Source organism: Mucilaginibacter sp., from assembly GCF_039925265.1.
GTDB lineage: Bacteria > Bacteroidota > Bacteroidia > Sphingobacteriales > Sphingobacteriaceae > Mucilaginibacter.
In genome coordinates this window covers 40,028-54,990 of sequence record NZ_JBDSZG010000002.1, presented here as the reverse complement: position 1 = coordinate 54,990, position 14,963 = coordinate 40,028, and the positions used below count along the sequence as shown (strand labels likewise).

The 14,963-nt window shown below is 45.1% G+C and carries 15 protein-coding genes; 3 read left to right on the top strand and 12 right to left on the bottom strand.

Features of this window, described 5'->3' with window-relative positions; all coding sequences use genetic code 11:
* Window positions 1-48: 48 nt before the first annotated feature.
* Window positions 49-2,607 carry a family 20 glycosylhydrolase gene (locus tag ABIX36_RS00315; protein ID WP_348080187.1) on the bottom strand — a complete coding sequence of 853 codons (2,559 nt, stop codon included), beginning with the start codon at window positions 2,605-2,607 and terminating at the stop codon, window positions 49-51.
* Window positions 2,608-2,687: 80 nt separating this feature from the next.
* Entirely contained in the window at window positions 2,688-3,614 is a 927-nt protein-coding gene (locus ABIX36_RS00310) for a cobalamin-binding protein (protein ID WP_348080186.1), read from the bottom strand.
* A 129-nt stretch (window positions 3,615-3,743) separates the two neighbouring features.
* Between ABIX36_RS00310 and ABIX36_RS00305 the strand changes: the two genes are divergently transcribed.
* On the top strand, window positions 3,744-4,367 hold the full coding sequence (locus tag ABIX36_RS00305; protein ID WP_348080185.1) for a LysE family transporter: 624 nt from the start codon (window positions 3,744-3,746) through the stop codon (window positions 4,365-4,367).
* Between the two features lie 115 nt (window positions 4,368-4,482).
* On the opposite strand, the gene ABIX36_RS00300 is transcribed toward ABIX36_RS00305, so the two are convergent.
* The 6 genes from ABIX36_RS00300 to ABIX36_RS00275 form a co-directional block, all read right to left on the bottom strand.
* Entirely contained in the window at window positions 4,483-5,541 is a 1,059-nt protein-coding gene (locus tag ABIX36_RS00300) for a DUF2157 domain-containing protein (protein WP_348080184.1), read from the bottom strand.
* Between the two features lie 117 nt (window positions 5,542-5,658).
* Window positions 5,659-6,609 (bottom strand): bifunctional riboflavin kinase/FAD synthetase, encoded by a 951-nt coding sequence (locus tag ABIX36_RS00295; protein ID WP_348080183.1) that lies wholly within the window; start codon window positions 6,607-6,609, stop codon window positions 5,659-5,661.
* 67 nt (window positions 6,610-6,676) lie between these two features.
* Window positions 6,677-7,417, bottom strand: coding sequence for a tRNA pseudouridine(55) synthase TruB (truB, locus tag ABIX36_RS00290; protein WP_348080182.1), 741 nt, complete (start codon window positions 7,415-7,417; stop codon window positions 6,677-6,679).
* Between the two features lie 249 nt (window positions 7,418-7,666).
* Complete coding sequence (locus ABIX36_RS00285; protein ID WP_348080181.1) at window positions 7,667-8,461, bottom strand: undecaprenyl-diphosphate phosphatase; 795 nt, start codon at window positions 8,459-8,461, stop codon at window positions 7,667-7,669.
* Window positions 8,461-8,730, bottom strand: a complete 270-nt coding sequence (locus ABIX36_RS00280; RefSeq protein WP_348080180.1) for a DUF3098 domain-containing protein — start codon at window positions 8,728-8,730, stop codon at window positions 8,461-8,463. The genes ABIX36_RS00285 and ABIX36_RS00280 overlap by 1 nt, the downstream gene beginning before the upstream one ends.
* A 69-nt stretch (window positions 8,731-8,799) precedes the next feature.
* Entirely contained in the window at window positions 8,800-9,678 is an 879-nt protein-coding gene (locus ABIX36_RS00275; RefSeq protein ID WP_128532479.1) for a permease-like cell division protein FtsX, read from the bottom strand.
* Window positions 9,679-9,933: 255 nt separating this feature from the next.
* Between ABIX36_RS00275 and ABIX36_RS00270 the strand changes: the two genes are divergently transcribed.
* Window positions 9,934-10,185, top strand: a complete 252-nt coding sequence (locus ABIX36_RS00270; protein WP_348080179.1) for a hypothetical protein — start codon at window positions 9,934-9,936, stop codon at window positions 10,183-10,185.
* 3 nt (window positions 10,186-10,188) lie between these two features.
* Here ABIX36_RS00270 and ABIX36_RS00265 read toward each other — a convergent pair whose 3' ends face one another.
* Complete coding sequence (locus tag ABIX36_RS00265; RefSeq protein WP_348080222.1) at window positions 10,189-11,943, bottom strand: ABC transporter ATP-binding protein; 1,755 nt, start codon at window positions 11,941-11,943, stop codon at window positions 10,189-10,191.
* 207 nt (window positions 11,944-12,150) lie between these two features.
* Window positions 12,151-12,966, bottom strand: a complete 816-nt coding sequence (truA, locus tag ABIX36_RS00260; protein ID WP_348080178.1) for a tRNA pseudouridine(38-40) synthase TruA — start codon at window positions 12,964-12,966, stop codon at window positions 12,151-12,153.
* Between the two features lie 137 nt (window positions 12,967-13,103).
* Here truA and ABIX36_RS00255 point away from each other — a divergent pair, with 137 nt between their 5' ends.
* Entirely contained in the window at window positions 13,104-13,571 is a 468-nt protein-coding gene (locus ABIX36_RS00255; protein WP_348080177.1) for a DUF4293 domain-containing protein, read from the top strand.
* A gap of 27 nt (window positions 13,572-13,598) precedes the next feature.
* Here the strand turns inward: ABIX36_RS00255 and ABIX36_RS00250 are convergent, their stop codons facing one another.
* Window positions 13,599-13,844 (bottom strand): hypothetical protein, encoded by a 246-nt coding sequence (locus ABIX36_RS00250; protein WP_348080176.1) that lies wholly within the window; start codon window positions 13,842-13,844, stop codon window positions 13,599-13,601.
* A 98-nt stretch (window positions 13,845-13,942) separates the two neighbouring features.
* Window positions 13,943-14,950, bottom strand: a complete 1,008-nt coding sequence (gene recA, locus ABIX36_RS00245) for a recombinase RecA (RefSeq protein WP_128532488.1) — start codon at window positions 14,948-14,950, stop codon at window positions 13,943-13,945.
* Window positions 14,951-14,963 lie beyond the last annotated feature (13 nt).

Below are 14,963 nucleotides of genomic sequence, written 5' to 3'. Positions count from 1 at the left end.
TGCCGTCCTATCTTTCTATTATCTATGAACTATCACCCATGAACCAATCTAAATTGCAGGCTTGGGGTTAGTAACAGGTCCTTCGGCCATGTTACCGCCCCGCCCTTTTGAGTCAAAGGCCCTGAATTTCACTACCCCTTTTGCGTCTACCGGGCCGGTGTAAAGCTTGCTTTTGGCAGTGGGTTCGGTACCATCCGTAGTGTACCTGATAACCAGGCCGGGGTATTGAATATTGCTCAAATATTTACCATCCTCTAACACAACACCCGGTTTTGGGATGCGGAAACTGTACCCGCCATTATAATAAGCCAGCCTCGGCAATTCGCGCTGACCCAGTATATTGAGGAATTTACTCCAGTCCTCATTATATAAAACACGGGCTTTAGCGGTATCTCTTTCTGTGCTCCAGCTCGGGTCCTTTGCCCAGGCACGCTCGGCAAGGCCAATCAGTTTAGGGAAGATCATGTAATCCATGCGTTCGGCACTTTTTACGGTTTCGCCCCATAAGGCGCCCTGCAGGCCAATGATATTTTCTTTGCCGTAATCGGTAAGGCGTTGTTTGCCTACAAACAGGTTGCGGTTAATGGGGATGCCATTTTTATCCACGTCGGCATTTTTAAAGTAATCGTACGGGATAAACGAGAAGAATTTATCGATACCCAAATAAGCACCCCAATAGTATCCCGGCTCATCAAAAGATTTATAGTTGGCCATATCAAAATACAGGTTGGTAACGCAGGTAAGCACTACTTTGTAACCGCCGTTTGCCAGTTTGTAAGCAAGGTCTTCCTGCCCATCGCCCAGTACGTTATTCCAAACATCCACCTGCATCCCTTCGTTTACGAACTGCGGGTTGGGTACGTAGGTGGCATGCCCGTCTACATTGGTTTTGCGCAGAGCCATTTCTTCCCACCCGGAAAGTTTGATATTACGTTTCTTCAAAATATCGTTCACCCTGCCGTAGAAGTAATACCAAAGGTCGCCTGTACCCTGTATCTCGGGATGAGTGGCTTTTAAAGTTAGGTAAGCCGGAGATTTTTCCCATACATGTGCAGGCACCTCGTCGCCACCAAAATGGATAGCGGGCAGGGGCGCGTTAGCCTCTTTGTACATATTCACCAGGTCACCGACCACGGTCTCAATATAGTTATAGGTAGACGGCAGCGATACATCGATCACGTTATCATTCCAGTACTGTACCGAGCGGTAATTCGATTTATCGTTCAGGTCGCGCAGCAAATTATGCTCTGCGCCGGCTTTATCACCAGCAGCCAATAAACGCTCGTATCGGGCATCCATCGCTTTGATAGACGCACGGGCATGGCCGGGAGTTTCAATCTCCGGGATAACGGTGACATGGCGTTCGTTAGCGTATTTTAAGATCTCGATATAATCGGCCTTGGTATAAAAACCGGTACCTGCCGTGTTACTAAAATCGGGACCCGAGCCATGCGATGCAGGCAGGTTGGTTTTGCTATCCAGCGAGTGGCCGCGTTTGGAGCCAATTGCGGTAAGCTCGGGTAGCGACGGGATCTCTATGCGCCAGCCCTCATCGTCGGTAAGGTGCATGTGGAGGGTATTCATTTTATAAACCGCCATCAGGTTTATCAGCTTTAATACCTGTTGTTTACTTTGGAAGTTACGGGCCACATCCAGCATTACCGCACGGTACGGGAAGCGGGGCGCGTCGGTAACATCCAGGCATGGCACTGCTATACTTGCCTGTGCTTTCGCCCATGGTGATGCACTAAGCGATGTTTTAAACGATTGGATGCCATAAAACAAACCCGCAGGTGTAGCGGCGCTTATCGTCATGCCATCGGGGGTAACGTTTAGCTGATAAGCCTCGGCACCTAAAGTAGCGTCTTTCTTAAAGACGATCTTTTTGCTGGCAGATGTCCCTTTTATTTTACTGCCCAGCAGTTTTTCCAGTCCGTTTATAAAGTAACGTTTCTCATTCACAAACAAAGGATCGCTTACTATAGTAACAGCATTGGTGATGATAAAACTGCCGGTATTTTCCTGGTAGTTTACAGGCGTTGGGATAATTTTCTGCAAACCGGCAGCCGGGATATCCAATATAGTTTTGTTTTGGTTATAGATGACCTCCGGGGTTATCAGTCCCTGATAGGTAGGGTTATATGGCTTAACCGTAAACTCGCCAATGGCGTAGCCTTTTGCAGGTTCGTTATCCCAAACCAGGTACGGGCCCTCAATGGCATCGGTAAAATTAACCACAGGCGATTCGCAAACGTATTCAATACGGCCACTTTCACCGGGCTTTATCTCCGTGAATTTGGCAGTTGGCGTAATGCTGTATAAGTCGCCGTTTATTGGAGTTATGGTAGCATTGCCGGTGGTTGCATTAGGCAAAAAGTTACGCGAAGAGTTAAAGTAGATTTTCCAACCCGAAGCAGGTAAAGCCGTTTTGCCTTTGTTGGCGATCACCAACGCGGTAAGCGCCTGCCCTTTATTTTGATAGTTATTATCAACTACTTCCCAACTGATGTGCAGGTTTTGCGGATCAAGTTTTGGCTCGTCGCGGGTAAGGGCAAACGAATTTACACTGGTAACGACAACAATAAATAGTAGGATAAAACGACGCATGGCAATTATATTAGGTTGAGAACCGTAAATATAATTAAAATATCGATTTATAATGTTGGCTAAACTTCTTAAAATATTTTTTAAAGTGCGAATTTTATCCAGCCCTCGCCCTCGTATCCAAAGATGAATTGCTTGGGATGAATGATCTCCCCTAATATTTCTACCGAATCTACAATGCGCGGACCGGGGCGGTTAAAGTATTGGTTACCATCGGCAATGTAAACGCGGTTATTTTTTACGGCCTTCATTTCACCGAAACCGGGCAACTGCAACAGGATGTTAATTTCGCGCATGGTGCGCTCAATGGAAAAGCCGCAGGGCATCAGGATCAGTACATCGGGGTCTTGCGCCTGTATATCGGCCCAGTTTACATACGGCGAGTGCTTGCCGGCTTGTGTGAGGATTGGTACACCGCCTGCTATAGTGACCAGCTCCGGCACCCAATTACCCGACAACATCATCGGCTCCAGCCATTCTATACAGGCTACCGTGGGTTTATTTTCCATAAATTTTAGCTTATGGCGAATAATATCTACCCGTTCCTGCAGGTCTTCTATCAATTGCTCACCTGCCTGGGTAACGTTCAGGGTTGCCGCAACGGTGGCTATATCATTAAAGACATCGTCGAGGCTATTGGGTTGCAATGATATAATGGTGGCGGGTTTATCCAGATAGTTTTCTAAAGCTTGTTCTACATCGCGCAGAGATACCGCGCACACTTCGCATTGTGCCTGGGTGATCACTACGTCGGGTTGCAGCTCTTTTATCACCTCACGGTTTACGGTATAAACCGAGAGTGCATCGGCCAATATCTCCTTTACTTTCACATCAATATCGGCACTGCTTAAACCATCGGGAAAGTTAGCTTCTGAACAAACCGGCAACGACCTTACCGTTTCAGGGTAATCGCACTCGTGCGACCGGCCAACCAGGCTATTTTCGAGGCCGAGCGCGCAAACAATTTCGGTAGCGGCGGGCAGTAAGGATACTATTTTATGAGCAGGCATGTATGATATGCTTTTATTTACAAGGTGCAAATATGCGAAATAATGAGTTTGCATAATTCACAATCGTTCATATCTCCCGTGGAGCTATCTCTTATTTTATTGCCTCGTAAAGTATTATCTTTGCCCCCGATGATATTCCTAACCTTACTTGCCGGGGTGATAGCCAATTTTATAGGCTATGTACCGCCAGGAAATGTAAACCTTACACTTGTACAAATAACGATAAACCGGGGTATCAAACAGGCCCTGCAGTTCATCATCGCTTTCTCCTGCGTAGAGTTTTTCTTTACCTATGTAGTGATGCAAGGCGCTAAATGGCTATCAGAAGAGGTTAGGCTGGATACCATTATAGATTGGGTGATGGTCGTACTGTTTGGCACAATGGGCTTTATTACCTGGCGTAACCGCAACAAGCCGCCAAAAACCACATACAGCCAGCATGCCAGTATCAAATACGGCATTCTGCTGGGTTTTTTAAACCCTATGCAAATCCCCTTTTGGATGGTAACCGGCACCTACCTTATTACCCACGAATGGATAGACGATAAACCGCTGGACTTGGTATTCTTCAGCATCGGCTCTGCTATGGGCGCTTTTATCGCCCTATTTTTATATGCAAAATTTGCCGGCTACCTGCAAAAGAAATTCGCGCTGAGCACAAAGATCATTGATACCTGTATCGCAATCCTCTTTTTTGGGTTTGCGCTGTACCATGTTTTTAAACAGATCTATTTGGTGTGGTTTAAGCATTGAACTCAAGAAGCAAGAGATAAGATTCAAGAAGCAGGAGGTATTATTAATAACTACTATCCGCAGGGCTTTCTTGTTTCTTGGATCTTACTTCTTGACTCTATTTCCGGCTCCCCCTTCAGGGCGCCGGAGGGCCGGGTTTCGTGCTGATATTCCAGATCTTCTCGGCTTTGCGGCCAATAAGCCAAAACGATAGGGCGAGGATGGAAAAGAACAGCGTTTTATTGGTGCCATCCCAAAAGTATTCGAAGTATTTGGTGTAGAGGAAAATGATGAGGAAGGTAATGCCAAACTCCCGGGCAATTACATCTTTGCTTTTTAAACCATATAACAGGAAACCGCCTGCTACTACTGCCGATATAATGCCCCAGTAAAACAAGCTGATCTGCTTGATTTGCCACCATACATCTAAACTACCGTAATTGCCAAATATGCTGAGCAGCCAAAGCGACATAAACAGGTATAGCATACCAACTACATAGGTAAGTTCCCAAAAAAAGCTGAACCATTTTTTATTTTTTAGGAAGTGACAGGCAACAACCGACAGTAACCCGAATAACACGAAGCGTAGCGGGTAATTCATCCCCAAAAAGTAAAGCGCCCACTTGGTTTGGTACCCTGTTTCGGTACCGAACCAGCTACCCAGCGATACCAGCGCGAAAAGCCATATCAGCCGCGAACCCATTCGCCAGGCCAAAAAACCATAAACAACTACCGATGCTAAAAACAAAAGGGAATAATGGCCGCTGCCGTTATCAAACGTTTTGCCTAAGTAAGCTATGCTACAGGCGGTGGAGAGTACACCGGTGAAAATAACGGCCTCATTGCTGAAGATCTTTTCGGGATACAGCTTTTCGCGTTTGCGGCCGAGGTAGAATAAGCCCACTGCAGCAGCGGCCGAAAGTATGGCAATCACAATGTCCGGTGTATCGTACAGACTTTTTAGCCAGTTGATAACCGCGTCATCCACAATAAGCGAACCTACAGCTACCACCCCGCAAATAAGCGCTACCCAAAACGAATATTTGGCCAGCCGCATCCAGTCGAAACCTTTTACCTCGTAGGAAGCGCGGAGTTTCTCCGCTTGTTCGGCGTCAACTAAATGGTGTTTTTCCCAATGGGAGATGGTGTTGTTTAAAAATTCGCTTTCCTGCCTGTCGAGGTTAAGTTTAGCCATACCGCACGTTACGCCAATTTTAGATTAGAGCGATACGAATTAAATTAATTAACGCGATATTATCAAATATGCATTTAACCTTATCTTAAAACCGTAGCAATAAGGGTATCGGGATGCTTAGGTGTTAAACTGTGGATTATCCAACACCAGCAGCGCCATCACGTCCTCTTTATCTTTGCCTAACTGCACCACTAATTCATCCAATGAAGCAAAGCGGATATCCTCGCGTACAAAGTGCAAAAATTCCATGCGGAGTTGTTTGTTGTAGATATCGGCGTTAAAATCGAAGATGTTCACCTCGATGTTCCTGGTCATGCCGTTAACGGTTGGGCGGTGGCCAATATATGCCATGCCCTTATATTCCTTCCCCTCTACGTTCACTCTTACCGCATAGATCCCGTCTGATGGGATCAGCTTGTACCTTTCCTCCAGCATAAGGTTGGCTGTAGGGTAACCCAGCTGGCGGCCTAACTGGTCGCCACGGATAACTTTACCCGTGATAAAAAATGGATAGCCCAGGCATTCGTTAGCGATATCTATCTGTCCATCCAGCAAAGCGGTACGGATGCGGGTAGAACTGATGGCAACATCATTAATATCCTGTTCTGGGATCTCCAGCACTTCAAAACCGTATTCGGGGGCTAATTGCAACAGATCTTCCAGTCCGCCTTTGCGGTCTTTGCCAAACCGGTGGTCGTAGCCTATTACGATGGTCTTTACACCGATCTTCTTCACCAAGATATCGCGAATATACTCCTCGGCAGACTGGTTACTAAAATCGCGCGAAAACGGGGTGATGATCAGATGATCCACACCCAACTGCTCCATCAGTTCCGCTTTTTCGGCAATGGTGGTAATCAGTTTAATGTTCTCGTCTTCGGGGTGCAATATCATCCGAGGGTGCGGAAAGAAAGTTAAAATAACGGTTTCCCCACCCGCAACTTCGGCCAGTTCTTTTAAACGGGCTATAATTTTACGGTGCCCAATATGCACGCCATCAAAAGTACCGATGGTAACCACGGCATTTTCTAAGGGCGTAAATTCATCTATATGATGATATGTCTTCATTTTTAAGGATTCCTCAAAGGTAAACGTTGAAAGTACAACGGAGAAAGCTTTTTATTATTGAACTAAATTAATGACCTGCAACTGATGCATCATTCACCGGGCCGGCACCTTTAAGCTCTCGTATAGTATTCACCAACTCCAGCACTTCATGCGCATCTTCTATCCGGTAATTGCCACTACGAGTTCTGCGCAGGCGCGAGAGGTAGGCACCGTTATTTAAAGCCGCGCCAAAATCGTTCACCAGCGAACGGATGTAGGTACCCTTGCTGCATACAACCCTAAAATCTACTTCGGGCAGTTCTATCCGGGTTAGCTCCAATTCGGTAATGGTAACATTACGCAGGCGCAGTTCTACTTCCTCGCCTCGGCGGGCTTTTTCGTACAGGCGTTCGCCATCAATTTTTATGGCCGAATGTGCGGGCGGGTATTGCTGAATATCGCCTGTAAACTGCGCGCAGGTGGCTTTTATTTGATCTTCGGTAAGGTGGCTTGTTTCGAACTTTTGTTCGGGCTCGCTTTCCAGGTCGTAAGTTGGGGTGGTGGCACCCAGCACCATAGTACCTGTGTATTCCTTTTCTTCGGCCTGGAAGGTATCTATCTGCTTGGTCATTTTACCGGTGCAGATGATCAGCAACCCGGTTGCCAACGGATCGAGCGTACCGGCATGGCCAACTTTTAACTTCAGCGGTTTAAAGGCATTGCGGATCTTGCCAACCACATCAAAGCTGGTCCACTTGTAGGGTTTGTTTACCAGCAAAAGCTGTCCGTCGGCAAAGTCCTGTATGTTGGTGAAAGTAGTAGTGCTCAAAATTATTTTTTAAGCGGCAAAGGTAAAGATTTTACACGTGGCATTCTATTCTGCTATGCAGCCCACCGTCTGAATCAGAATTCACAGAATTTTAGAATGAACAGAATTCGGTAACCGTGGTTGCGGTAATTTGGTCTCTTTATTTTATCCTGAAAATTTTCTAATTCTGTAAATTCTGATTCAGACACCTCTTAAACAAAAATAGCGATGGCTTTTGGCGCATCGCTATTCTGTTTTTAACAGTATACCTTATAATATCTGCAGGTTATGCCCGCTTAAATAAAGGCCTATAATAACCCCTCCAACCAAAATACGGTACCAGCCGAACAGCTGGAAACCGCGTTTCTCTAAAAAGGTAATGAAGGTTTTAATAGCTAATAAAGCCACAATAAAGGCTATAACATTACCGATGGCCAAAAGCTTTATCTCTTCGCCGGTAAAAACATGCCCGTCTTTAATAAAATCGTATAACTTTTTGGCGGTTGCGGCAAACATGGTTGGAACCGCTAAAAAGAACGAAAACTCTGCCGCTGCCTTGCGGGTAAGTTTCTGCGACATACCACCCACGATGGTGGCAGCAGAGCGCGAGGTGCCGGGAATCATAGATAAGCACTGGAAGAAACCGATCTTAAGCGCAGTAAGGTAGCTGATCTCTTTTTCTTCTTTAACATCGGGCTTGTTGAACCATTTATCAACAAACAATAAAATAACACCGCCAATAAACAGGGTGATACCCACCGTCAGAGCGCTTTCCATCAATTCATCAATTTTTTTACTGAATAGTAAGCCAAATACCGCTGCGGGAAGAAAGGCCACAAATAATTTGTAGTAAAAATCGAGCGTTTGGAAAAAGCGTTTCCAGTATAAAACTACTACCGACAGGATAGCGCCCAACTGAATAGCTACCGTAAATAACTTAACAAAATCATTGCTTTGGATGCCCATCACCGATGAAGCGATGATCATATGCCCGGTGGAAGATATAGGCAAAAACTCGGTGATGCCCTCAATGATGGCAAGCACAATTACATGGATAAGATTCATTAGTTAGCTGCCGGCTTTTTTAGGATCGCGTAAAAACCTAAACCAAACCCTGCCAATACAACTATTGGTGCAATTACAATTTTTGTAGTACTGTAAATATCGGTAGTGCCGCTCATCAGCACAAAACCAAAAGCTACTACAGCAATGCTGATAATTAACCAGCGGTAATTTTCTTTGCCGAATACAAACTGGGCCGGGGTAGTAGTCTCCAGCGATGCTGGTTTATGTGTAGTTTTAACCGGACCGGCCGGTTTTGATTGCAATGCCATATATTTTAATGATTGAATTAGTGATTTATGATTTTAGAGATGCCGCAACATCCCAAATGAACTAATGAACTATCTGTACAGATCGTATATTTTTAAACGTAAAAACTTGTTTACCGCCAGGAAAGTACTTACTGCCGACATGATAACCCCGATACCAATAACACCTAAAAATACGATGCCGAACTCGGTGTAGTTACGCAGGATCACCAGGTCGGGAATTTGCTGGTAGGCCAGGTATAGGGTGCCTATCAATATCAACACAGCAATTAAGCCGCCCAATAAGCCGTGCCAGATGCCGTATAACAAAAATGGCTTGCGAATAAAGCCCTTGGTTGCCCCTACTAACTGCATGGATTTGATAAGGAACCTTTGCGAGTAGATAGCGAGCCTGATGGTATTATTAATAAGCGCTACCGACAGCACTACAAATATGGCTGCGAAAGCAAGTATCACCAATATGATGGATTTGAGATTTTGGTTCATTTGGTCAACCAGCGATTGCTGGTACTTCACTTCTTTCACCAATGGGTTTTTCATCAGTTCGGCCTTAAATTTGTCGATGCCTGCATTGTTGGCGTAATCGGCCTTCAGGTACACATCCAACGATTGCGAAAGGGGATTATACCCCAGGAATTTCACAAAGTCTTCGCCCAGGTCTTTTTGCAAATTACGGGCGGCAAGCTCTTTACTAACGTATTGTGTTTGCTTAACCATTGGGTTGCCGTCCAACTGTTTCTGAAATTGCAGCACATCGGTTTCGTGCGCGGCATCATCCATAAATATATTAAGCACGATGTTTTCTTTCACGTAACGCGACAGGTTATTCGCCTTCACTAAGATCAATCCCAGCAACCCTATCATCAATAAAACCATAGCAATACCAAAAACGGTAGATATATATATCGTTTTGGTTTTTTTTGCCGATTCGCTTGCTTCAAATTCTTCCATGTGCCTTTCTTAGATATGAGATTTAAGATGTGAGTTACGAGATAACGCGTAAGCACATCAATTCTTATAGTTTGCGAAAATAACAAACCTGCCCTAAAGGTAAAAGTTTATGCGGGATAATTAACAATAATTAACGGACACTAACACGATTAAGGGATTTAAAGGATGACAAGATAATGATCTGTTGCTGCCATGTTCTACGGATAAAACATTAAATCTTGTCAACAAAACGGACGTACCACCTGTTATCCTATCATGACAACTCCAGCAAACGATCACGATAAACCATCCCCATCAGATACGCCAACCAACAGGCCAAACGACGAAGGGCATAAAAGCGTTGTAAAAGACCGCGACAAACAATACCATGCCGACGAACCCCAACAGGAAAATGTGGCTAAGCGGTACGAGAACGAAGAACAACCCGTAAAATCTGTAAACGACGCGCCAAAGAAAAACCAGCCGGATGCATCTGACGATGACGAACGCAGGCTGGAATCGAAATAGCGCTTAAATTGGCTTGGCTATCCCTGCCGAGTTGAATTGCAGATCGTACAGTTTGCGATAGTAGCCGTTCTCAATCCGCAGCAGCTCCTGGTGGGTGCCGCTTTCCATGATCTCGCCATGATCTAAAACGATAATTTTATCCGCGTTTTGTATGGTAGACAAGCGGTGGGCTATTACAATTGCGGTTCGGCCCTGCATCAGTTTATTAATGGCCGTTTGTATCAGCAATTCAGTTTCGGTATCTACGGATGAAGTGGCCTCATCTAAAACCAAAATAGCCGGGTTATAAACCAGCGCGCGGATGAACGAGATCAACTGCGCCTGCCCCGCCGATAGGGTTGCACCGCGTTCCATTACGTTATAATCATAACCGCCTGGTAAGCGTTCAATAAAATCATGCGCGCCAACGTCCTTTGCTGCCGCGATAATCTCCTCACGGGTTATTTCGGTATTATTGAGGCTGATGTTGTTGCCAATGGTATCGGTAAACAAAAATACATCCTGTATCACCGTCGCTATTTTGGAACGCAGATAATCTACCTTGTATTCGCGGATATCGTGCCCGTCCACCGTTACGTTACCTTTACCTATATCGTAAAAACGGTTGAGGATGTTAATGGTTGAGGATTTACCCGCGCCGGTTGCTCCTACCAAAGCCAGCGTTTCGCCGGGTTTGATGTGGAAGTTGATATTTTTAAGCACCCAGTTCTCGTCGTTATATGCAAACCAAACATCTTTAAACTCTATATCGCCCTGTATGGACGGCGGAGCAAGTTTGCCATCATCGGTAGCCACCTCGTCGGTATCCAGCACTTTGAAGATCCTGTCGGCTCCTACCATACCCATTTGCAGGGTGTTGAATTTATCCGCCAGCTGCCTTATAGGGCGAAACAGCATGTTTAGCAGCACAATAAAGCTGGTAATTAGCCCCGGCGTGATGCCGCCTTGAGATGCCGAGATGGCATGCATTTGCTGATCGTTAAGGATCCTTTTGCAGCCGTACCAAACCAGTAGCGCCATACAAACAGCAAATAAAATTTCTACCACCGGGAAAAAGATGGAGTAATACCAGTTAGAGCGGATATTGGCATCGCGGTATTTAAGGTTGACAGCCTTAAACTTGCGCATCTCCTGTTCCTCGCGGGAGAAGTATTGAATAATGCTGATCCCGCTGATATGCTCCGCAAGGAAAGTATTCAATTGCGCCACCTGTGTACGTACTTCCTGGAAGGAAGATTTGATTGCTTCCTTAAACACGTAGGTAGATGCAAACAGGAATGGCATAGGTATGAGGGTAATGAGCGCCAGTTTCCAGTCCTGCCAAAGCATATAGCCGATAACCGCGAACACGAGCAACATATCGCCCATGATAGAGATCAGCCCCTCAGAAAAGATATCGGCTATGGTTTCCAGATCGGATACCGTACGGGTGATCAACATCCCGATAGGCGTACGATCGAAATATTTTAGGCGGAGGCTGGTAATGTGGTTAAATACATCTTTCCGCAGATCGCGAATAACAGATTGCCCTAAAGAGTTGGTTAGATAAGTTTGGTAATACTGCGCAATGGTTTGTACAATGAGCTGACCAACCATCAGCTCCACCATAAATACCAGCCCATGGTAGTCATTAGCGAGAATGTATTTATCCAGCGTGCGCTGAATAAGGATAGGCTGGATCAAAGCTATAACAGCCAGGAAAATGGTGAGGAACGCGGCTATCACGAATACCGACCTATACGGTGTTACATAATGCATAATGCGTTTAAGCAAATGCCAGTCGAAAGCCTTACCGGTAACACTGCCCCCCCCGCTCCCTGAAGGGGAAGCTTTTGGAGTGCTTTCTTTATTTTCTTTTGCCATAAGCCCCCCAGTCTCCGTTGGCTAACGAAGGAGTTTTTTCAAAAACAAATAGTTCTATTTTGCTTATCATTTCCTTTCTAATTCTGTTCCCCCTTTAGGGGGTTAGGGGGCTAAGTAAGGGTACTTCACCTCTGTTAAATATAATCCACATGCAGGTACGCTGGTGCCCGCCTTGCTGCGATTTTTGCTTTGGATAATCTCATGGATACCCTCCGGCGGCATTTCACCTTTGCCTACCGATAGCAGCGTACCTACTATCGCCCTTACCATGTTACGTAAAAAGCGATCGGCAGATATTTTAAATATAATGCCTTTTTCAGTTTGTTCCCACTCCGCTTTTACAATTTTACAATTATTGGTTTTAACCTGCGTATTTGATTTACTGAAACAGCTAAAATCTGAATATTCCATGATAATGGCCGCAGCCTGGTTCATCAGTTCCAGGTTTGGCATATCGCGCAGCAACCACGAATTTCCGTGTACAAACGGATCTTTTTCAAAGTGGATATGATATTCGTAACTACGTAAAGTAGCATCGAAACGAGCGTGGGCTTCTGGATGAACAGGGATGATATTTTTAATTGCGATGTCGTGCGGAAGCAGGGCGTTGAGGCCGCGAAGCCCCCCCCGCCCCCTGAAGGGGGGGCCTTCTGAGCTATTACTATTCTTTTGCAAATCAAAAGCTCCCCCTTCAGGGGGCGGGGGGGGCTGGACATCTATATGCGCAAAGTATTCCTTTGCATGTACGCCGGTGTCCGTTCTACCGCAACCAGTCGTTTCTATCGGCTGGCGTAATAAAGTGGTTAACGCTTTGTTCAGTAATTCCTGTACGCTTACGGCATTTTGTTGCACCTGCCAGCCATGGTATTTGGTACCATCATAAGCGAGTTCGATAAAATAGCGTTGAGTGTTTGCCACGGGGCAAAGGTAAGTTTTGTTGCGATGTTGCGAGCGTTAAAATGTTGCAAATGTTTGAATTTATAAGCGGGCTATATCTATTATATTTGCCCGTAGTTTTAATATGATGAACTACTAAATATCCAATTCAACACAAAATGCTACAACGAATACAAAGTATCTATCTCCTGGCCGCCTCCATTGTAATGTTCGGGCTATTCCTGTTCCCGCTTGCACATAATATTTATGTGGATGGCAAACTGGCTAACGTTACCGTTACCGGCGTTTATGAAATTGTAAACGGACAGGAAAAACACATCGAAACTTTCACAGCCTTAACGGCGGTAACTGCCATCATAGCGTTGGCGCCATTGGCAGTTATTTTCATGTATAAAAACCGTAAGAAACAAATCAACTTTTGCTATATAGCTATCCTGGCCTTAATAGGTTACAGCTTCTGGATGGCGCAAACGGTTAAAGCGGTTGTAGGTGCCATTACATTGGAATATAAGAATATGGGCGTTGGCTTATTTCTTACCTCCCTGAGTATCATCCTTATCATTTTTGCTTTTAAAGCGATACAAAGGGATGAGAAGCTGGTGAAGTCGGCAGATAGGTTGAGGTAGTTTCGGAGTTTTTAATTCGGGATTTTATTAATACAAGCCATGTTTGGCTCGTATTCTTTCCAAAACTTCATTTAGAGGCGTGCCTAATCCGGCATCAGCTTGCCTCAGGCTTTCATTAATTCGGTCCTTTAAAAATTGTGGCATCGTATCCCACTCTTCGTCTTTTTGAGAATCAAAATAGTCGGTAATAAGAGCATTTAAATCTTTAAGCTGCATATCATCAGCCTGCATAATCATCTGACATAACTCAAACCGTAATTTCTCTATATCCATTGTAAAGATAATTATAAGCGTAAACTTATAAACAGAGAAAGCCTCCAAATTGGAAGGCTTTCTCTGTTTATAAAATCTATTAAATCGTAGCTTTAAAACTATGCTTCCGCTAAACTCTCACCGGTTACAGTAGCTTTTATTTTCACTTCCAGTTCTTCCATCAGTTCCGGGTTATCCAATATCAGTTGTTTAACGGCATCGCGGCCCTGGCCAAGGCGGGTATCGCCATAGCTAAACCATGAACCTGCCTTTTTGATGATGTTGTATTCTACACCAAGATCTATGATCTCGCCTGCTTTGGAAATACCTTCGCCAAACATGATATCAAACTCGGCTATACGGAATGGCGGTGCCACTTTGTTCTTCACAATTTTCACCTTAACCCGATTACCGGACACCTCGTCGCTATCTTTAATTTGTGATATACGGCGTACATCCAAACGTACCGAAGCGTAAAATTTTAAAGCATTACCACCGGTTGTAGTTTCGGGGTTACCAAACATCACACCAATTTTATCGCGCAACTGGTTGATGAAGATACAGCAGCATCCGGTTTTGCTGATGGTACCGGTTAGCTTACGTAATGCCTGCGACATTAAGCGGGCATGTAAACCCATTTTAGAGTCGCCCATCTCGCCTTCTATTTCGGCTTTGGGTACTAATGCGGCAACAGAGTCAATTACTAAAATATCAATAGCGCCAGAGCGAATCAGGTTATCGGCAATTTCCAGCGCTTGCTCACCATTATCCGGTTGAGAGATCAGCAGGTTCTCTACATCGACACCCAGCTTTTTAGCATAAAATCTATCAAAGGCGTGCTCCGCATCAATAAAGGCCGCGATGCCACCCTTCTTTTGCGATTCGGCAATGGCATGTATGGCCAGGGTAGTTTTACCCGACGATTCCGGGCCATATATCTCTATAACTCTGCCTTTTGGTAAACCACCTACACCCAAAGCAATATCAAGACCCAGCGAACCGGTTGATATTACTTCCGTTGGCTCAATGGCTTGTTCGCCCAACTTCATGATAGTGCCTTTTCCGTAAGATTTTTCCAGCTTATCAAGGGTAAGCTGCAGTGCCTTCATTTTATCTGTATTGCTCATCTCTATTTTTTTC